The sequence below is a fragment of the Actinomycetes bacterium genome, from assembly GCA_036510875.1.
Taxonomy (GTDB): domain Bacteria; phylum Actinomycetota; class Actinomycetes; order Prado026; family Prado026; genus DATCDE01.
This window is the reverse complement of record DATCDE010000301.1, coordinates 1-19387: the sequence shown is the minus strand read 5'-3', so window position 1 is coordinate 19387 and position 19387 is coordinate 1. Positions and strand designations below refer to the sequence as shown.

Annotated in this window: 16 protein-coding genes; 9 read left to right on the top strand and 7 right to left on the bottom strand. The window is 70.9% G+C overall.

The genetic code is table 11. The features are described 5' to 3' along the window. The 4 genes from VIM19_17545 to VIM19_17530 form a co-directional block, all read left to right on the top strand. Positions 1-1613, top strand: a 1613-nt coding sequence (locus tag VIM19_17545; protein ID HEY5186661.1) for a TIGR02677 family protein, incomplete at its 5' end; no start/stop codon positions are given. Continuing rightward, positions 1610-2842 (top strand): TIGR02678 family protein, encoded by a 1233-nt coding sequence (locus VIM19_17540; protein HEY5186660.1) that lies wholly within the window; start codon positions 1610-1612, stop codon positions 2840-2842. The genes VIM19_17545 and VIM19_17540, both read left to right, overlap by 4 nt. Further along, positions 2839-6912 carry a TIGR02680 family protein gene (locus VIM19_17535; GenBank protein HEY5186659.1) on the top strand — a complete coding sequence of 1358 codons (4074 nt, stop codon included), beginning with the start codon at positions 2839-2841 and terminating at the stop codon, positions 6910-6912. The genes VIM19_17540 and VIM19_17535 overlap by 4 nt, the downstream gene beginning before the upstream one ends. After that, positions 6909-8168, top strand: a complete 1260-nt coding sequence (locus VIM19_17530) for a TIGR02679 family protein (protein HEY5186658.1) — start codon at positions 6909-6911, stop codon at positions 8166-8168. The genes VIM19_17535 and VIM19_17530 overlap by 4 nt, the downstream gene beginning before the upstream one ends. A 36-nt stretch (positions 8169-8204) precedes the next feature. On the opposite strand, the gene VIM19_17525 is transcribed toward VIM19_17530, so the two are convergent. Beyond that, positions 8205-8693 (bottom strand): hypothetical protein, encoded by a 489-nt coding sequence (locus VIM19_17525; protein ID HEY5186657.1) that lies wholly within the window; start codon positions 8691-8693, stop codon positions 8205-8207. Positions 8694-9398: 705 nt separating this feature from the next. Between VIM19_17525 and VIM19_17520 the strand changes: the two genes are divergently transcribed. Continuing rightward, positions 9399-9674 (top strand): hypothetical protein, encoded by a 276-nt coding sequence (locus tag VIM19_17520; protein HEY5186656.1) that lies wholly within the window; start codon positions 9399-9401, stop codon positions 9672-9674. A gap of 174 nt (positions 9675-9848) precedes the next feature. Here VIM19_17520 and VIM19_17515 read toward each other — a convergent pair whose 3' ends face one another. Continuing rightward, complete coding sequence (locus VIM19_17515) at positions 9849-11429, bottom strand: FAD-binding oxidoreductase (protein ID HEY5186655.1); 1581 nt, start codon at positions 11427-11429, stop codon at positions 9849-9851. 155 nt (positions 11430-11584) lie between these two features. Here VIM19_17515 and VIM19_17510 point away from each other — a divergent pair, with 155 nt between their 5' ends. Further along, a complete protein-coding gene (locus VIM19_17510; protein HEY5186654.1) occupies positions 11585-11737 on the top strand; it encodes a hypothetical protein in 153 nt (50 codons plus the stop codon). A gap of 53 nt (positions 11738-11790) precedes the next feature. On the opposite strand, the gene VIM19_17505 is transcribed toward VIM19_17510, so the two are convergent. From VIM19_17505 to VIM19_17490, 4 genes are all read right to left on the bottom strand, one after another. Beyond that, positions 11791-12423: a transposase gene (locus VIM19_17505; GenBank protein HEY5186653.1), complete on the bottom strand. Its 633-nt coding sequence runs from the start codon at positions 12421-12423 to the stop codon at positions 11791-11793. A 21-nt stretch (positions 12424-12444) separates the two neighbouring features. Beyond that, on the bottom strand, positions 12445-12693 hold the full coding sequence (locus VIM19_17500) for a transposase (protein HEY5186652.1): 249 nt from the start codon (positions 12691-12693) through the stop codon (positions 12445-12447). A gap of 81 nt (positions 12694-12774) precedes the next feature. Continuing rightward, entirely contained in the window at positions 12775-14838 is a 2064-nt protein-coding gene (locus VIM19_17495; GenBank protein ID HEY5186651.1) for a dehydrogenase, read from the bottom strand. Positions 14839-14879: 41 nt separating this feature from the next. Further along, positions 14880-15965: an SDR family oxidoreductase gene (locus VIM19_17490; GenBank protein HEY5186650.1), complete on the bottom strand. Its 1086-nt coding sequence runs from the start codon at positions 15963-15965 to the stop codon at positions 14880-14882. A 326-nt stretch (positions 15966-16291) separates the two neighbouring features. Here VIM19_17490 and VIM19_17485 point away from each other — a divergent pair, with 326 nt between their 5' ends. Continuing rightward, positions 16292-16918 carry a hypothetical protein gene (locus VIM19_17485; GenBank protein ID HEY5186649.1) on the top strand — a complete coding sequence of 209 codons (627 nt, stop codon included), beginning with the start codon at positions 16292-16294 and terminating at the stop codon, positions 16916-16918. A 47-nt stretch (positions 16919-16965) separates the two neighbouring features. Further along, the gene (locus tag VIM19_17480; protein ID HEY5186648.1) at positions 16966-17793 is read left to right on the top strand and encodes an SDR family oxidoreductase; all 828 of its coding nucleotides are present in this window, start codon (positions 16966-16968) and stop codon (positions 17791-17793) included. A gap of 185 nt (positions 17794-17978) precedes the next feature. Here the strand turns inward: VIM19_17480 and VIM19_17475 are convergent, their stop codons facing one another. Continuing rightward, a complete protein-coding gene (locus tag VIM19_17475; protein HEY5186647.1) occupies positions 17979-18419 on the bottom strand; it encodes a serine hydrolase in 441 nt (146 codons plus the stop codon). A 606-nt stretch (positions 18420-19025) separates the two neighbouring features. Here VIM19_17475 and VIM19_17470 point away from each other — a divergent pair. Next, positions 19026-19387, top strand: a 362-nt coding sequence (locus VIM19_17470; GenBank protein ID HEY5186646.1) for a purine-nucleoside phosphorylase, incomplete at its 3' end; no start/stop codon positions are given.

Below are 19387 nucleotides of genomic sequence, written 5' to 3'. Positions count from 1 at the left end.
CAGTGTCGGACCCTTTCCTTATGGTGGGTGTCGTGCACCCGGACCCTGACGACGAGCCTCGCGTCGCGGCGCTGGACCGCGAGAGGCGTCTGAGACTCGAGGCGCTTCGCTACGCGGTCAACGAAGAGGCGGCGAGCTACCTCGCGATCATGCGCACGTTCACCGAGTCCGTCTCGGGGTTGTTGTCCGACCAGTCGGCAGCTGAGGTGGCGTCTCGGCTGGTCGAGCACGATATTGAGCTGGATGTCGACACCGTGGACGCCCGACTGTCGTACCTGGTCGAGCACGGCAACCTGGCACGTAGTCCCAGGGAGACCGAGGCGCGCACATTGCGCGAGTACCTCACCAACCGGGCCCGCTACCAGCTCACCCAGCGGGGCGAGCTTGTCCAACGCCAGGTCGAGGAGCTGCTCGCGCACACCGAGACCGCGCACGAGGTGTCGAGTGAGATGCTCGCTGGGATCCTGGAGGGGCTGCGTCGGCTGGAGCGGTACGACCAGACTTCCCTTGCCACCACGGACCCCGACGAAGTGGCGCGCGAGATCGGAACGGTGTTCGCGCAGTTCACCCAGCTCGTGGAGTCAACTCGGGAGTTCTACACATACCTGTCCGCGGTCCTCGTCCGCTACGACCTGGACCGCGCCGAGTTTCAGGTGTTCAAGACGGCACTGCTGGACTACCTGCAGCGGTTCGTCGACGAGGTGGCGCGGCAGGTCCCGCCGCTCGCGGAGGTGCTGTCCGCGCTGCGGCCTAGGGTTCTGGTTCTGACTGGCCGCGCCAACGAGGGACAGCGGCTGCGGACCCTCGACGGCGGGGTTGCTCGACGCGCCCGTGGCCTGGATCCGAGGGACTGGGACGGGCTGCACGCGTGGTTTGTCGGAGGCGAGGGTCGTGACTCCGACGCGGCCGGGGTCCGTCGACTCGCGACGGAAGCGATGCGGGCGTTGCTGGTCAACCTTCGTCGGATCGCCTCCGGTAGCGACCGAGGGCGCAGCCGGTACGCCGACCTGATACGCCTGGCGCAGTGGTTCGATGCGGCGGACGACGCGACGGCGCACGCGTTGTGGGCGAGCGGGTTCGGGCTGTACCCGTGCCGCCATATCTCGTTTGTTGCCGACGACGAGGCCGATCCCGTGCCGGCGACGGCGTCCTGGTGGCGGGCACCGGTGGCGGAGGTGCCGATCACGCTGCGCCGCGCTGGGGTGCGCCACGCGGCCGGACGGTCGGGTCGCCGGGAGGACTTCACCGGCGCCAAGAGCGCCCGGCTGGCCGAGCGTGAGGCGGCGGAGCGGCGGCGTCAGGAGGCGCTGGCGGAGGTCGCTCGCCATGTGGGGGAGCCGGCGACGTTCCGGCTGTCCGACGAGGGGCGGGCCGCTCTGCTCGAGGTGTATGCCCGTGCCGTGACGGGCCGGGCACGGGCGGCCGACAGGGGTCCTGACGACGAGAGCGCTGCGCCGCTCGGCACGGAGGGACCGTCCGTGGTTCTTCGGGTGCGCCGCTCGCCCGGTCGGAGCACGACGATCGTGAGCCCGGCCGGTCGGTTGGAGCTCGTCGACCTGACGCTGGTGGTCGACGCCGCCACCGGCCACGTTGGGGCGGAGGCGGCGGGATGACCGAGAGCCCGGTCAGCCGGAAGGCCGTCGATCGTCCGCCGCCTGCCGAGGACGTGATCGCTGTGCAGGAGCGACGTCGCGCCGCGCGAGCTCTGCTGCTCCGGCCGCTGCTGGCAGCGGTCGACGACGAGTTCGCCCTGGTCCGCCGGCACCGTGACGAGTTGGTGCGGCTCTTCGCTGACGGGCTCGGCTACCGCCTCGTGGTTGAGCCGACGGTGGCGAGACTGTTCAAGGCGGGGCTGGGTCGCGACCCGGGCCGCGGCCTGCGACGCCGCAACGGTCGCCCGTTCACTCCTCGGGCGTACTCCCTGTTGTGTCTCACGATCGCGGCGCTCACCCGGTGCCGTGCCCAGCTCCTGGTCGACGAACTGGTCGCGGAGGTGCGGTCGGCCGCCGCCGACGCGTCGATCGACGTGGACCTCGATGCCGTGACCGACCGGCGCGCCCTGCACGCCGCGCTGCTCGCCTTGGTCGACCTTGGTGTTCTCGTCGAGCGGGACGGCGACCTGGAGCACTGGGCCGACCGGTCCACCGCCGCGCTGATCGATGTGCGCCGGGAGCGGCTTGCGCTGCTGGTCGCCGCCCCGCTCGGCTCCGCTGAAGGGCCGGACGAGCTGCTCGACCAGGCTGCGCTGCCCTCGGCCGCCGGCGGCGCGCGGGTGGTGAGTCGCCGTCGGCTGGCCGAGTCACCGGTGCTCTCCGTGACCGACCTCACCGATGAGCAGCAGGAGTGGTGGCGGCGCAACCGCAACCGCGAGCGTCTCTGGTTCCATGACCAGCTGGGGCTGGAGGTAGAGCTGCGTGCTGAGGGCGCGGTCGCCGTCGACCCGGACGAGGAGCTCACCGACCGGGCGTTCCCGGGCGCCGGCTCGGCTCGCCACCTGGCTCTGTTGTGGCTAGAGCGGGTGATCACGGCCGAGCGCGACGAAGCGCGGTCTGCCGATCTCACCGACCGCGTGTGGCGCCGCGTCCCTGCCGACATGGTGAACCGCGCCTTCGTGGAGGTAACCGGCCAATGGGTCGCTGGGCTTCGTAGGGCGCACCGCGACGACCCGACCCTCGCCAAGGTCGACGCCCAGGACGTCCTGGTCGGCAGCGGCCTCGTCCGAACTGACATCGGGGGGTGGCAGGTGCACGCGGCGTGCGCCCGTTACGCCCCGCGGCCCGTCCTGGCGGCTTCGGGTGAATCCGGCGAGGCGTCGCTCTTCGATGACGAGGACGGCACGTGAGCGCCGGCTCCGCCGCCGGCGAGCAGGCCCAGCGGTTCCGCCTGCACCGCTGCGGCGTGCTCAACGTGTGGCAGTACGACGAGCAGGTCTTCGAATGTGCGGGCGGCCGGCTGCTGCTGCGTGGGGCCAATGGTGCCGGCAAGTCCAAGACCCTCGAGATGCTGCTGCCGTTCACCCTGGACGGCGACAAGTTGCGCATCACCGCTTCGGGCCGGCACCACACGAGCCTGCTGTGGCTGATGACCGACGGGTACGACGGCACCCGCACCGGCTACCTGTGGGTGGAGTTCGCCCGCGCCGCCCCGGGCGGGCCCCAGGAGTTCCTGACATGCGGCGTCGGCGTGCGGGCCTCGTCGACGGCCCGGACGGCGACGACATGGTTCTTCACGTCGCCCCGACGCGTGGGAGGGGACCTGCAGCTTGAGGACGCCGCCGGTCCCCTGTCCCGGGAGCGGTGCCGCGATGCGGTACAGCCGGACGGACACTTCTTCGACCAGGCCCGCGCGTACAAGCACCACGTCGGCCGGGTGCTCTTTGGGCTCGAGCCGGCGCAGTACGACGAGTTGCTTCGGCTGCTCTACTGGTTGCGCCAGCCACAGGTCGGGGAAGACATCGAGCCGGCGAAGTTGGCCGAGCAGCTCGCGCAGGCACTGCCGCCTGTCGACGACGACGCCGTCCGGTCTGCAGGTGACACGTTCGACGAGCTCGCGGCCTTCGGCGAGCAGATCGACCGGCGCCGACGAGCCGCCGAGGCGATCGCGGCTTTCGCCGCCGTCTACGCCGCGTACGCGGCCGCCGCGACCCGTAAGGCCGCGGCGGACCTGCTCGATGCCCATCGGGAGCAATCGCGTCGTGTCGCGGCCGTGACCGCGGCGGGTGCCGCGCTGGACGCGGCCGAGTCCGCCGTGCTCGACACGACCGCGCGTCTCGGTGCCGCGTCTGCCGAGCTGGAGGCCGCACGGGTGCGGCAGCGTGAACTCGAGTCCAGCCCGGAGGCGCGCAGCCACCAGCGTCTGCTCGACCTGGACGCCCGCGCCGGTGAACTGCGAGCCACCGCGGAAAGCGCGGCCGACGCGGCGGCGACAGGCCGGCGGAGGGCTGAGGACTCCGAACGTCTGGTCGCCGAGGACGCGACACGGCTGATGGGCGACCTGGATGGCTTCGCGCAGCGGGCCCAGGAGGTGCTGGCGGCAGCAGAGCGAGCGGGTGCCCCGCTCCGCCTGGCACCCGAGGCTGGCCTGGTCGTACGACAGCTCGACGGGTCCGACGCCGCCGAGGCGGTCCTTGCCTGGCTGGACGTCCACGAGGTGGGGATGGGCGCGCTTGCCCCGGCGCTCGGCGAGCTGGCCGCCGCGATCCACGTCGTCGACGATGCCCGGCAGGTGGCGGAGGCCGCTGCACGACGACGCGAGGCGGACGACCGGCGCGTCGCCGAGGCGGAGACCCGGGCCGAACGGGAGCGCGGCCTGCACGCAGACGCGGCCACGGCAGCGCGCGAAGCCGTGGGCGACCTCCTCGACCGCCTCCGCGCGTGGCAGGAGGACCCGCGCGGCCTCCCCCTCGTCCTCCCCGAGATCGACGCGGAGACGGTCACCACCATCGCGACGTTGGCCCGGCAAGCAGCCGAGCCGGAGATCACGCGGTTGGAGGGCGAGCGCGCGGCCGCCGCCGCCGACCGGCTCGAAGCGGAGCGCGCGCTCGAGCAGCAGCGGCGGCGCCGCGCCGCAGTCGAGGCCGAACGCGACGCGGCACCTCGGGGGCCGGGATGGGTGCGCACCGCGCGTGACGCCTCCGACGGGGCACCCCTGTGGAGGCTCGTCGACTTCGCGCCGTCCCTGTCCGAATCGGACCGGGCGGGGTTGGAGGCCGGGCTCGAGGCATCAGGTCTGCTGGACGCCTGGGTCCGGGCCGACGGCGCGGTACTGGACGCCGACCGGCTCGACAGCGTGCTGCCCCTCGGTCCGCCGATCGACGGGGCCGAGGGTCTCGGCAGCCTGCTCGTGGCCGACGTCCCGGCGGACTGCCCGGTGCCGGTGGACGTGGTCGCAGGCGTGCTCGGCCGCGTCGCCGTGCGTGACTCTGCGGGCAGCGGCGACGGCGCGTTCGTGTCTGTGGACGGCGGTTGGCGGCTCGGCCCGCTCACCGGGCGGGCTGCGAAGCCGAGCGCCCAGTACGTTGGTGCTACCGCACGCGCCCAGGAGCGTGCCCGCCGCCTCGCGGAGATCGACGCCGAGGTGGAGCGGTTGACCGCCGAGCGCTCAGCGGCCGCCGACCGCGAGCTGGTGTCGGTCATCCGGTTGCAGGCGGTCCGGGACTGGCTGGCCTCCGTCCCGTCCCCCCACTCGCTGCTGACCGCTTGGACGCTCCTGGACGAGCGCGCCCGCAGCGCGCAACAGGCTGAGTCCGAGGTGGCGGCCGCGGACGAGGCCTCGCGTCGCTCCCGCGCCGAGGCCGCGGCCCGGCATGCTGACCTCGTCGACCTGGCAGCCCGGCACGAGCTGCCCGTCACGGCCGACGGCCTGGCGGCCCGGCGTGAGGGGCTCCGCGACCTGGCGGAGCGGCTGCACCGTCACATTGACGGCGGCAGACCCCTCGCTGACCGGGTCCATCGGTGGGTCAGCGACTGGACCCGCTGGCGCGACGACGAGGCGCAGTCGGTGGCGCTGGCCGAGGACGCCGAGTCCCTGGACCGCGCGGCTCGTGGTGCGGCCGAGCGACTGAGGACACTCCGGGACACCCTCGGCGCGAGCGTCGACGAGCTGCAGCGCCGCCTGACGCAGGCTCGCAGCGACATCGAGGACGCCGACCAGGCGCTGCGGGACCAGCGGCGCGCGGTCGACGCGGCGCGGGACCTCCGAGCCGAGGCGCGCACCACGGCGTTGGCTGCGCAGTCCCGGCGTGAGGAACACGTCCCGGTTGTCGTGGCCTGCGCGGGTGCATTGGCCGCCGCTGCCGACGTCCCCGGCCTGCTTCGCTCCGCCCTCGGCCGGGACGTCGACGAGGACGAGCTGGCCACGTTGGGGCTGGCTCGGACGATCCCCGACGGGGAGGTGCCGCGCCGCGTCATCAGCCTGGCACGGACCTTCGGATCTTTACCCGAGCCTTCCCGGCGGGCCGACCAGGCCGCAGTCCTGGCTGCGTGGCAGGACTCCCAGAGCAGCGACGCCGCCGATCATGAGCCCCGCCTCGTCCCCGGGCCGGGCGACGTCCTGGCAGCCCTCGGCCGCGACGACACCGGCGAGCGGCCGGTTGCCGTGCTCGCCGAGCGACTGGCCGCCGCCGTGGCGCGCGATCGGGACCTTCTCACGGAGCGGGAGCGGGCGCTGTTCGAAGAGCACCTGATCGGCGACCTGGGGGAAGAACTGCGGCGGCGCCGGCTGGAGGCCACTGAGCTGGTCGAGGCGATGAACCGCCTACTCGGCGGCGTCACCACCTCGCAGGGGATCCGGGTCTCGCTGCGTTGGCAGCTGCGCGACGACGTCCCGTCCGATGCCCGTCGGGCCATGGACCTGCTCGGCCGCAGCGTCGGCGCGCTGCTGCCGAGTGAACGGGGTGAGCTGCGTGACGCGTTGCACCGCCTGATCGAGGCCTCCCGAGCCGAGTCCCCCGAGGCCTCCTACGCCGACCACCTCGCCCGAGCGCTGGACTACCGCCGCTGGCACGCCTTCCGTGTCCGCTACACCCGTCCGGAGTCCGCCGGCGAGTGGCAGGACTTGCACCGCCGCTCCCCACTGTCCCAAGGGGAGCAGAAGGTCGTCTGCTACCTGCCGCTGTTCGCCGCCGCGGCGGCGCACTTCACCAGCCTCGCCGGCGCCGCGCCGCACGCCCCGCGCTTGGTGCTGCTCGACGACGCGTTCCCCAAGATCGACGTACGGACGCACCCGCTGCTGTTCGGCCTGCTCGTCGCGTTCGACCTCGACTTCGTCGTGACGAGCGAGCGGCTGTGGGGCGACTACGCGACCGTGCCGGCGCTGTCCATCTACGAGGCCTTGCGCGACCCCAACGAACGGGGCGTGGCCCAGTATCAGTACCAGTGGGACGGGTCCCGGCTCCAGGCGGTCGGGGCATGACCGACGAGCTGGCGTCCTGGGTGCGTAACCCGGGGCTGAGTCTGCTCTGGGCGGCCGCGCGCGACCGGCTCGAGCGGAACGGACTGCAGCCGCGGGGCGTCGTGGCGCTGACGGACCTGGACCGTCCAGCTCGGCATGCGCTGAGCGGGTTGTTGGGTCGAGCGGTTGTGCAGGATCACCACCGCGTTGACCTGGAGGTTCTAGACGAGGTGCTGCGCGAGCGCTCCGGCGCTGCCGGTCTGCTGCCGGTACTGGAGATGCTTGGCGGTCCGCTGCGCAACCGGGCCGCGGAACGGTCGGGCCGGGCCGCCAGCCGCGAGGCCCCCCACATCGCCGCTCGGGAGTGGCTGAGGAGTCGCCCGGACATCGCTCAGCAGCCGTGGGTGGAGGACTGGCTGACGACCGTCCGCCGTTCCGGTCTGGCGGCCCGATCAGGTGACCCAGCAGTGCTCGTCCGGGCGTTGCAGGTACTCGCCGAGCTGCCGACCACGGGCCCCGACGCCGGCGAGCACGCGCACTCCCCGGTGGCGCGCACTGAGGTGGCCGCCCGTGCCACGGGCGACGCCCACGCCCTCGACGACGGCGGCCCGCTCCCGCTGCTGGTGCTACGGGCGCTCGCCCTGATCGCCGGCGTGCAGTCACCGAACGGATCCGCGGCGAAGCGAGCCCTGTGGGAGCAGTTCGGAGTGAGTGCGGATGCGCTGTCCTCGACCTGCCTGGCCCTCGGCCTGGCCCCGCTCGGATCGAGCGGCGTTGCCCGGCGGCTCGCGATCGCCGTTGAGGACCGCGACCCCGTGCACCTGACCGGCTGGGACCTCGCGAAGGAGCCCCTGCGCGTACCTGCAGGCACCCGCGTCCTGGTGTGCGAGAACCCGCGAGTGCTCGAGGCCATCGCGCAGTCACCGGTCGACACCATCGCCATCGTGTGCACCTCAGGCGTGCCCGGGCTCGTCACCCTCGAGGTTCTCGACAGGCTGGCCCGCAGTAGCGCCCACCTGGCCTATCACGGTGACTTCGACTGGCCAGGGCTCGCGATGGCGAACCGGTTGGTGGCCAGGCTGGGCTGCCATCCCTGGTTGATGTCCGAGCACGACTACCTCGTCGGGGTCCGCACTGATGGCCCGGTTCTCACCGGCAAGGCCGTCCCTGCTTCCTGGGATGCAGCACTTGCACCGGCGATGCAGGCGCGTGCGGTCGCCGTCCATGAAGAGGCTCTTCTGCCCATGCTGCTGAATCGGCTCGACGACCTCGCCTGAGGCGTTGCGCTCGGCCCAAAGTCGCGCGCGGACTCACTACGCTTCGAGCACGCCCAACTCGGCCAGTCGGGCGCGCAGTGCCGCGTTCTCAGCCTGCAGTTCCGCCCTCGTCCCACTCCTCCGTCGAGGCGGAACCGTGGACGACGTCACGCCGTCGGGCAGTTCCACCTCCGGCGTTCCGAGGCACTCCGATTCCACCACCCCGCGGGTCTTCTCGCAGTCGGGGCAGCGGTGGGTCGGCGGGTGCCACCTGGCGCCGTGGCTCATGTGCGCCCTGGCCTCGGCCCGGTGCCCGCACATCAACGTCAGCCGCCACCAATGCGCATCCCGCTCCTTCACCGGTGCTGACAGGATCCTGCCGATGGCCTCCAACTGACTGACGCTCATTGGCGGCGGCGGGCAGCAGGCCCCGCAGTGCAGCTCGCGATAGCCCTGCATGCTCCAACGGTGGCTCCGGTGGCCGGCGTGCCGGTCGGCGAACCTGGCCTCGTCATCGGCGCGCAGAGCCCGCCGTTCGTCCGTCATGTGCATCGTGCCGGGCCAGCAGTCCAGTCCGTCGGGCAACCGTTGGCCCATCAACGGCCCGCCGCAACCTCGGCACGGTTCACCAAGCCTCGACCGGCTCACGGGTCAGGTACAGCTCTTCCCCACGACACCGTCTGGAACGAGCCTCCGCCTCGGCCGCCTGCTCCTCCGCCAGCTCGGCGCGTCGCCGGGCCGCCCGCTGTCGGCTTCTCCTTGGTTATCGCCACGGAACCCAGGGTCGACCGTGGTCGCCGTCAAGAGCGCAGCCCGTTGTCGAGGGCCATGTATCTCGTCGGGTCCACCGAGCCCAGTGGGCCCGATGCGTGTGGCACCGGTGTTTCTCGGCAACCTGGCAGCTCAACGCCAGCTCCAGGCGACCATCACTGCGCCCGGTCGGCCGGTGCGGCTGAATCGCTCGTGAGCGCAGCCGTGGCGAGGCAGCCCATCGCCCAACCCGACCCTCAGGAATGCCGATAGCGTGCCCGCTCAGCGTGCACGCAAGTGCCGTTGCGGGGCGGGGCGATCCGGCAGTACTTGCCGGGTGCGACGGCGTTCCCGACCCGAGCCGGATCGGCCGGTCCACGTCGCCGACGCCCTCGACACGGCGGCGTCTGCCGCTCTCGCCGGCGGACCCTCAGCCTGCTGCGACCTACGATCACACAGGCATGGGTCGACGCCCCCTCCGATCGCCCATGGCCCGCCGAGGTGGAGCCTGCCCTCGCGCTTGTGATCAAACTGAGCGAAACGCAAGGCAAGTCCGCGCGCACGCACATGGGGATGGACGTCGCTGTGGCTGTGGCCCAGCCCGATCACTTCGAAGCGTTCTTGGCCCTCGCTCCGCACACCATCCACGCCGAGGCCTGGGCCGGCGATCAGTGGGTCTGGTCCGTGCACGACTGCGGCGACACCCTCGCGGCAGCGCTGACTCAGACCGAGTTGGAAGCGGTGGCGAGCCCCGCACTGCGGCTGTCCACCCGGTAGCACCAAGGTGCCAATGTAGAGCGGGGGTGCTCCAGCAGTAGCTGGCCCTACCGATCGGTTGCGCAGCTGGCGGGACCCATGGGCGCCGAAGTGTCCTTGAGCGGCACCGGCAAGGCGGTGGTTCAGACTCTGGGTCGGGTGCCCGCGGCGCCCTTGTTGCCCGCGCGGGCTTGTTCAGTCGATGAGTACTCCCGGGTTGAGCCGCCCTGCGGGGTCGACCGCGTTCTTGGCCGCGCGCAGCGCGGCTGCGAACGGCTCCGGGCGCTGAGCGTCGTACCACGGTCGGTGGTCGCGGCCGACCGCGTGGTGGTGTGTGATCGTGCCGCCCGCCGCCAGGATCGCGTCGCTGGCCGCCTGCTTCATGTCGTGCCAGCGCTCCTCCTCGGCGCCGCGGGTCACCGGTGCGAGCACCGTGAAGTAGGGCGCCGGCCCGTCGGGGTAGACGTGGCTGAACCGGCAGCTCACTCGACAGGGCTCACCGAGTGCGGCACGGGTGGCACCGACCACGGCGGCGTGGAAGCCGGGGAACTGGTCCCAGGTGACGGCCGTCTCGAAGGTGTCGGACAGCACTCCCAGCCGGATCAGCAGGTCCCTCACATAGGGCATCTGCAAGAAGGCGGACCGCCAGGCACCCTCGGCGGTATCTCCAGATCCGCTTGCCGCGGCGGCGTCCCAGCGGCCGCCATGCGCCGCGCACAGGGCCAGCGCGATGTCGAGCCAGCCGTCGACGGGATGGTCGGCCGATTCGAAGCCGAGCACCAGCACCGCGTGACGACCGTCACCGGACCCGGCCTGCGCAGCCTCGAGCGGGTCGAGCAGCCGGCAGTTCGCCGGGTCGAGATCGGACTGGGCCACCGCGCGCACCGCGTCCGCCCCGGCCAGGAACGACGAGAAGCGCACCGCGCGCGAGGCGCGGAACCTCGGCCGGGGGCGAACCCGTACCCACGCCTCGGTGATCACCCCGAGGATCCCCTCCGAGCCGAGCAGCATCCGGTCGGGGCTTGGTCCCGCCCCCGATCCAGGCAGCCGGCGCGACTGCCACTGGCCCGCTGGGGTGATCGCGCGCACGCTCTCCACGAGGTCGTCGATGTGGGTGAGCCGGGTGGCGAAGTGCCCGCCGGCCCGGGTGGCCAGCCAGCCCCCGAGGGTGGAAAGCTCGAACGACTGCGGGTAGAAGCGCAGCGTCAGCCCGGACGGGCGCAGCTGCTCCTCCAGCCGTGGGCCGCTCGCACCGGCCTGGATCCGGGCCGCCCGGGACACCGCATCGATCTCCAGCACCCGGTCGAGCCGGCCGAGGTCGACAGTCAGCACACCCGCGAAACGGTCCGGCACCCGCGGTTCCACCCCGCCCACCACGCTGGTGCCGCCGCCGTAGGGCACGACCGCGGCACCGACCAGCTCGGCCCAGGCCAGCAGCTCGGCCACGTCGGCCTCGTACCGAGGGAAGGCGACCACGTCGGGCAGGTGGTCATAGCGGCCGCGCAGCGCACGCACCACGTCCAGGTAGCTGCGGCCGTGGGCATGCCCGGCCCGCACGGTCGACTCGCGGGTGCAAAGCTCCGCCAGCCGGCCAGGCGGCAGCGGCAGCCGAGGTTCCGCCAGCCGGGCGGCCGCGGCGGGGACCGGCTGCTCCGGCTCCTCCGCGCCGAACCCAAGCAGCCAGCGCGCCTCCGCTGCCGCCGCTCGCGCCGCGGCACCGTCGATCACGGCGTCCGCGAAGCCCCAGCCCCAGGGATTACGGACACGGCCGGTCATGACGCCATCCTGCCCCGCCCACCTACCCCCCGCCGGCCCTTCGGCGCGGCGCGGGATCTGCGGCTCACCGTGCTGGACGGTCAGTAGGACGTCTCCGGCCACTTCGTCGCCGACCGGCTCGACCGCCACGACGCGGACTTCCTGCCCCAGCAAGCGTGATCCTTCCCAGGTTCCGTCAGCAACCGCGGACCGCTGACGACGTCAAGGATCACGAAGAGGCGATCACCAAGGCCGCGGCCACGTCGCTGCATCCGACGGAGATCGTGAATACTCACCTGTCCGATGCCGAAGGTCAGGACTGCGACTGACCTGCGCGGGCTGGTGGGCGTCGCTTTGCTCTCGGTAACGGTTCCCCTCTGTGTCAAGAGGCGGCTTCCGCGAGGAGTTCTCGGGGCGTAGCGTCGGTGGCGAACCCGGGTTGTGGCTTGTCCGAAGTGTTGGCCGCGGGGATTGGGTCAACCGCGCTGGCTGTGAGTGTCGCCCCCGTCTGCCCTCCCGGGTTCGCTGCTGCCCGGTCCTCGACCAGGACGCGGAAGGCGACGTCGGACAGGCGTCGTTTCAGGCAGCGCATCGCGCCGTTGGAGCCCTTGCCGGCGGCGAGTTTGCGCTGGTAGTAGGCCTTGCCGCGGGGGTCGTGGCGTTTGTGGGACAGCGCGACGACGTGCAGCGCTGAGTTGAGCCGGCGGTTGCCGGCGCGGGACAGCCGGTGGCGGGTGACGTCGCCGCTGGAGGCCTCGATGGGTGCGGTGCCGGTGAAGCTGGCGAAGTGGTCGCTGGTGGCGAACCGGGCCACGTCGCCGACCTCGCCGAGGATGGTCGCGGCGGTGACCGGTCCGACCCCGACGATGTCGGTCAGGCGTGTCCCGGTCGCGGCGACGGCCTCGACGATGCGGGCATCCATCGTCTTGAGCTTGCGGTCGGACACGGCCGCGTCGTCGATGAGGTCGGCGGCGAGCCGGCGGCGGGCCTTGCCGGCGACGTCGCGTGGGCGCACTGTCGCCAGGAGCTGGCGGGCCTAGGTCGCGGTCAGGTTCCGTGGCGCGCCAGCCGCAATCAGCTCCATCTGAACCTGGTGAAGCCGGTTCACCGCCTGGGTGCGGGAGCGGACCAAGTCACGGCGGCGTTCGGACAGCAGCCGCAACGCGACCATCTGGTCATCGACGGCGACTGCGCGCAGCCCAGGGATGCGCAGGCCGACCACGGCGACGGCGTGGGCGTCGGTGGGTTCGTTCTTACGGCCGTGCCCGGTGTCGATCGCCCTCACCTGGGTGGACAGCGGTTGCGGTCTGAGCCTGACTCGCGCTGGGACGGCCCGACGGCCTACCGCCGCGTCGCCGCCGGCGGATCAGCGGTCCACGGCCACGGTCTGTGCTCGGTGCTCCAGGGCGAGTTCCCGGATCTTGGCGATGGCCTCTGCGGTGTAGGCGCCGTTGACGCCGGAGATGACCGCCAGCTTCATTCCGTGCTTGAGGCCCAGTTTGTAGATCTCTTTGACCTTCTCCCATTCGATGTTGCGGCCGACGGTGAAGGTTTCGTAGCGCCCTTCCAGGGCCAGTACGACGGTCTCGGCCAGGCAGGCGTAGGCCACGCCGGTCGGCAGGCCGATGCTCTTCATCTTCACGTCGCCGGGCAGCTCGATCTCGCCGGACTCGACCACGAGGACATCGGGACGCTTGGCCACATCCTCGGCTGACAGGTCCAGCGGGCGCGCCACATCGGTGATCACGCAGCCTGGCTTGACTTCCATGATGTCCAGGACTCGCTTGCCTGCCCCCGAGGTCGCGGTGACGATGAGATCCATGTCCTGGAGGTGCCCGTCGGGAGTGGCCGCGACGTGGATCTCGGCCCTGGGGTGTTCTCGTTCGATGTCGTGCTTGAGGGCCAGCAGCTTGGCCGACTCGGGCGAGACCAGCCACAGCTCATCGCTGGACAGCGCCAGCAGCCTGGCGCAGACCGACCCGATGGCCCCACTGGCACCCACGACCATGACCTTGCCCTTGATCCGTCCCCGGTCGTCGAACTCGGCGAGCCCGAGCTGCAGCATCGCCTCGTGCGCCGCCCACAGAGCGCCCGAGGCGCTGTAGCTGTTACCGGTCGTGATCGGCAACGGAGCCCGCTTGGCCACCGTCACGCCGGCGTCACCGACGACCTTGGTGAATGCACCGAGCCCCATGACCTGTGCGCCGAGCTTCCGGGCGGTCTCGGCCGCCGCGAGCAGCCGTGCGTAGGTGAACTCGGGGCTGTGGGCCATCAGCTCCTTGGGGGTTCCGCCCACGGTGATGAGCCAGCCCTCGGCCTCCGCACCGGTGGGCGACTTGATGCCGGTGACGTGGCTGTAGGTGAACGGCGGCGCGTACGCCATCGCCTTCTCCACCACGTCCATCACCACCGGGGGCGCCACCTTGGCGATCGTCGCGAGTGGCTCGACGTTCTGGAAGAACTTCTGCGACAGGGGGTGGATGACGAAGGCGAACCTGCTCTTCCGCCTGGGCCCGTTCGGGTAGAGGACGCGGGGCTCCAGGCCCCCCGAGACGATCATGTCGAGCAGATCGTCGTTGGTCAGGCGATCCCAGCTGGATGTGAGGGCCAGCATCATGGCCTCGAGGACCGCAGCCACGACGGTGACGTGGAACGGCTGGGGGGTGGCGTCGAGGACCATGTCCACGCCGCGGCTGGCCAGTTCGGCGAGCCGGTCATCGGAGATGGCGGAGGTGATGACGGTCTTGCCGGACAGATCCTCCAGCCCGAAGCCGATCAACTCGTCGTAGGTGGCAACCACCACGTCACAGTCGCGGGCGGCCTTGCGCGCCATCGCGGTGCTGATCCGGTGGCCTGGCGCCTTGATCTGCGACTGCGCCTGACCCGGCAGCCTTCGGATCGGCCACAGTCCCACCTTCGCCGCCAGCCCGAGGACGGGGTTGGAGTCGAGCTTGGCCGGCAGGTCCCATCGCAGCAGCGGGTCGGCGAACTCCAGGTTCGGTGTGAACTCGCGAAGGATCCGGGTGGTCCGGTCGTGGTTCACGCCGCCGAGGACCACGGTCCGGGCGTTGGTGAAGTACCCCGGCATCTCGGTCTGGACGTGCCGGATCGCCCACTCCTGCAGTACATCGCGCAGCGCATGTCCGTCGGTGACCGGCACGACCGTCGTGGCCCGCCTGACCCGCTCGATCGCCGCCAACTCCCCGTCGTACAGCCCGGCAGCTCGCGCCTCCCGGATGCCGGTGACGGCGATCGCGGCGGACTCGGCGGCCCACTTCCGAACAAGCGCCTCCGCGGCAGCAACGTCACCGTTGGTCCCCACCCGCACGATCCGGAAGTCATGCTGGAGGAAGGTCACGTGCTCGTCGTAATCACGGTCTGATCCGGTCAGGCTGACGTTGACAACGAGTGCGGGCTTGGCCACTGGCATCTTGACTCCTTGGGTTGGTGCAGCAGCCGGGCGGCGTGTGCTCAGACCATCGCCGAGGAGTCGATCTCCGGATGGTCGACCATGAAGTCCAGCAATCGGCCGGCGTAGCTCTCGAACGGCGGGCACTCCAGCCCGGTCCCGGCGAGGTCAGCGATCGTGTTCGCGGTGGAGTAGGTGGTCGAAGAGGCGAAGTAGTCCAGCAGTTCGGCCGGCAGTCCGAGCAAGCGCTCCAGCCCCGGCACCGAGCCGAGCACGGCCCGGGTGATACCCAGCGGCAGCGGCACCCAGATCACCCGCTTGCCCAGGTGGCGGGCGAAGACATTGGCGACCTGACGGGCAGTCGGCGGGTTCGGGTCCGTGAGGGCGTAGGTCCGCCCGACCGACCGGTCGAGCACGGACAGCTGGTCCATCGCCTCGATGACGAAGTCCCTGGGGACCAGGGACGTCTTGACGGAGTCGCCAACAGCGGGGAGCGCAGCCACGCGGGGTTGTCTGCGCAGGAACGCCGCCACGAAGTAAGGGCCGTCGTACTTCTGGGTCTCGCCGGTGCGTGAGTCGCCGACGACGATCCCCGGTCGGTAGACCGTCGCCGGCAAGCCGTCCGCCATCGCGGTGCGGACGAGCATCTCGGCTTCGAACTTCGTGGACTCGTAGTGGTTGTAGAAGGTCTGCCCCTCATCGAGAGCATCCTCGGTGAACTCACCCTGGTACCGCCCGCTGACGTAGCACGTGCTGACGTACTGCAACCTGCTGAACTGCGGGCGCGACCGGCAGAACTCCAGGACCCGCGCCGTCCCACCGACATTGACCCGGCGGGCTACCCCTTCGGCGACCGTCAGGTCATAGATCGCCGCCAGATGCCACACCTCGTTCACCTCCCCAAGGACATCGCGAGCCGCCGGATCGATCCCCAGATCCTGGGCTGTGATGTCGCCCTCCACCAGCTCAACCCGGTGGAGCGTGTGTGGATGAGCGGCCTCAATCTCGCGGACTCGACGCTGCGCCGTCGCCAGGTGCTGCGGCTGGACCACGCAGATGGCCCGAACCCCCTCGCGACGTGCCAGCAGGCGGGGAAGCAGGGCAGAGCCGAGAAACCCAGGGAAACCGGTCAGCAGCAGCGCAGCCACGCGAACCGCCTCCTCGAGGTCTTCGGCCGAAGCCCGACGCCCAAGGCTTGGATCCGCACGAGGGCGATGCGAACATCGTCGACTCTAGCGCTCCTCGGGTCGCGTCCCAGCCTCGCTGTCGATGACGACGGACGCAGGTTCGCCGCAACAGCCGCCCAGCTGCCGAGGAAGAACCCACGCCCGTGGGTGCCGGAGTTGGCGATGGCGATGGCGAGCATCTCCAAGACGTTCGTGGCGCCGAGGTGCTGCTGCTGTCCGACTGGCGCCGCTGAACACCGCTTTCGACAACTCGTCAGCTCACCTTGTTCGAGAACAACACACCGATCTTGCAGGTCCTGACCAGCGACCTGTCGGCCACCGACGCATCGCTGCTGTGCTGGCTACGGGCCCGCTGGCGGATCGAGAACATGTTCAAGTACGCCGCCGAGCACAACGGCATCGACACTCTCGCCGACTACGGCATGGCCCTTGCACCGGACACCCGCGAGGTTCCCAACCCAGCCCGCCTCGAGGCCCGCAAGACGGTCGCCGCGGCCGAGGCCAACCTGATCGCAGCCGAACGTGCGCTCCCGCAGCTGCTCGCCGGAGAGGGGTCGCCGAAGCAGATGAACGCCGCGCTCCCCAAGATCCACAAGCAGATCCAGACCGCCACCCGCGCGCTAGAACAAGCCAAGACCGCACTGCCACCGATACCGGCCAAGATCGCCGCCACCGACCTGGACCCCGGCGCCCAACGGGCCCGCCCCAGGCTGGAACGCCGCGGCCTACAAATGGTGCTGCGGCTGTTGGCGTTCAACGCCGAAGCGTGGCTCGCCGAACACCTCAACGCCTACTTCACAAGCGTCATCTGGTTGCCATCCGCCGCTCTGTGCTGGGCCTGCCCGCAGGGCAGGATGGCAAAGTCGCTGGTGCCGAGCGCCGACGGGGAAGGACCCCGAGCACGCGTGTCGTGACAGCTCGCGCGACATGCCTGCTCCAACTGACCGCGGAAGGTCCGCCCATGCAGACAGCCCCCGTCACTGGCGCCTCGAGCGGCATCGGCCTTGCCACCGCGGTGACTCTCGCCCGGTCCGGCTACGCGGTCACCGCAACCGTCCGTTCCCACGGCTCCGCCACGGCCCTTCGCGACGCGGCGACGGAGGCGGGCGTCGACCTGGACGTCGCGCTGCTCGACGTTACCGATCCAGCGTCGGTCGACGCCGCGGTGTCGGGGGTACTCGCGCGGCACGGCCGACTCGACGTCCTCGTCAACAACGCCGGACGCGGCCGCGTGGGCACCACCGAACGCGTCAGCGTCGAAGACCTGCAGGCGACCCTCGACGTCAATCTCATCGGCGTGTGGCGGATGACGAAGGCGGTGCTGCCGCACATGCGCACCAAGCGGTCCGGGCGTATCGTCACGGTCTCCAGCATCGGCGGCCTCGTGGCCCAACCGTTCAACGACGCCTACTGCGCGGCCAAGTTCGCCGTCGAGGGAATGATGGAGGCGCTGGCTCCGGTAGCGGCCGAGTTCGGGATCGCGGTGGTGCTCGTCGAACCGGGCCCGGTTGCCACGAGCTTCGTGCAGAACGTCGGCGCGCTCGGCGACTCCGACGACCCGTACCTGCCGCTGCTGCAGACCTACCTCACGAACACTGCCGCTATCTTCGAGCGCGCGCAACCGCCGCAGGAGGTCGCCGACGTGGTGCTGACCGCACTGACCAACGAGAGCCCTGCGCTGCGCTACCAGACATCTCCCGACGTCACGGAGCGGGCGGCCGCCAAGCTCGCGGACACCACGGGGTCGGCTGCGCTGGCGAGCGCCCGTACCCGGCTCGCCCCGGCGTAGCGGGCCAGGTCCCGTCAGGCTCAGTCCCAAACGATCGACGACGTAGGTCGCCGCGTGGGCGCACAGAAGGGGCCTGACCCGACCACGCCCTGCCGGCTCTCGCGCTCCACGTCACGTGCCCTGCAACGGCACGTAGGTTCGGTCCTTCCGGACGCCCGACCACGCCGAGCGTGTCGGTTCGGGGGTTAGCCCGCAAGCCTGTCGGCTAACGCGAGGGCGAAGGCGGTGACTGTCTCTGCGTCCTCGCTCGTGGTCAGGATCGCCACGGACACTCCGACGTCCGGCTGCCGGATCGTCTTGGCGGACCACGTGGGCCATGAGCCTCCGTGGGAGACCGTTCGCCGCCCTGCGTGTTCGAAGATGCGGACGCCCCAGGCATAGTCGAGTGGTGAGCCGTCATCGAGCTCACCCGGCTCCTCGGCGAGCGCGTGGACGGCGCTGCCGAGAGCCAGCCCGTTCATGGCGTCGTTCCATCGACGTAGGTCCCGAGCAGACAGCCACAAGCCGCCATCGCCGACCGTGTTTGGTGGTGGCGCTGCCCCGGAGGTCACCGGGCATGGGTCCGCCCAGCCTCGCCGTGGGCAGGCCGAGCGAGACGAACGTGCTGTCGGCCAGTTCCTCGACAGGACGCTTACCAGTGCGGCTCAGCACCTCGGCGAGGCGGAGGTACCCGACGTTGCTTTAGCGGTAGGTGGATCCTGGCTCAGTGAGAAGCCGGGAGGTGGCGCGAAGGCGGGACACGACTTCCGCGTTCCCCCGATCCCCGCCGTCCTGCAGATCGTCGGCTTGTCCCGAGGTGTGGTGGATCAAGTGCCGGAGCCGCACCCGACCACCCCCTTCGGGCAACCCATCGATGTAGTGCGCCACCACCTCATCCGGATCGACCAGACCTTCAACCCGCCTGCCGCGCCGCAAGCATGCCGATGACCTGCTTCGCGATCGGGCGCGGCATACATCACCGTGTCCACACCGAGATCGACGTCTGCTCCAAGGCGGCCATGCCCAACCTCGGCACTCGACCCATCCGCTGCTCGGACCGCCACCGCATGAGGCGACAGTGCGAGCGGCGATGCATCCACCGCCGATCGCAACATCCGCGCCGTCGCCTCGGTCACCCGCGCATACTGCCGGTCCGCTCATGGCGGGCCGACCGCGATCGGTTCGGCGCTGCCTTTGTCCGGGTCAGGAATCGGTCCATGCACTGAGCAGGAATCCAACACCGGGGGGCTGTTGTGGATCTGCCGCTACTTGAGGACGACCTCGATTCCCGCGAGTTCATCGAGCCTCGGAGCGTCATCGATCGCACGGACTTGCCGTCCCGCTTGGTGTTCTGCTTCTTCACCGAGATGATCGACAAGATCGCGCCCCGTGCGGACGCACGCCTGGTCGAGACGTTGATGTGGGCGCACGGCCCGCATCACGTGCTGGAGATCGAACATCGAGGCGAGCGCCTTGCGGTCGTTCACGCCGGAGTCGGTGCACCGCTCGCCGGAGGACTGCTCGACGAAGTGATCGCGCTCGGTGGACGGGAGTTCGTCGCCGCTGGAGGCGCAGGCTCCCTGGTGCCGGACCTGGTGATGGGTCACGCGGTTGT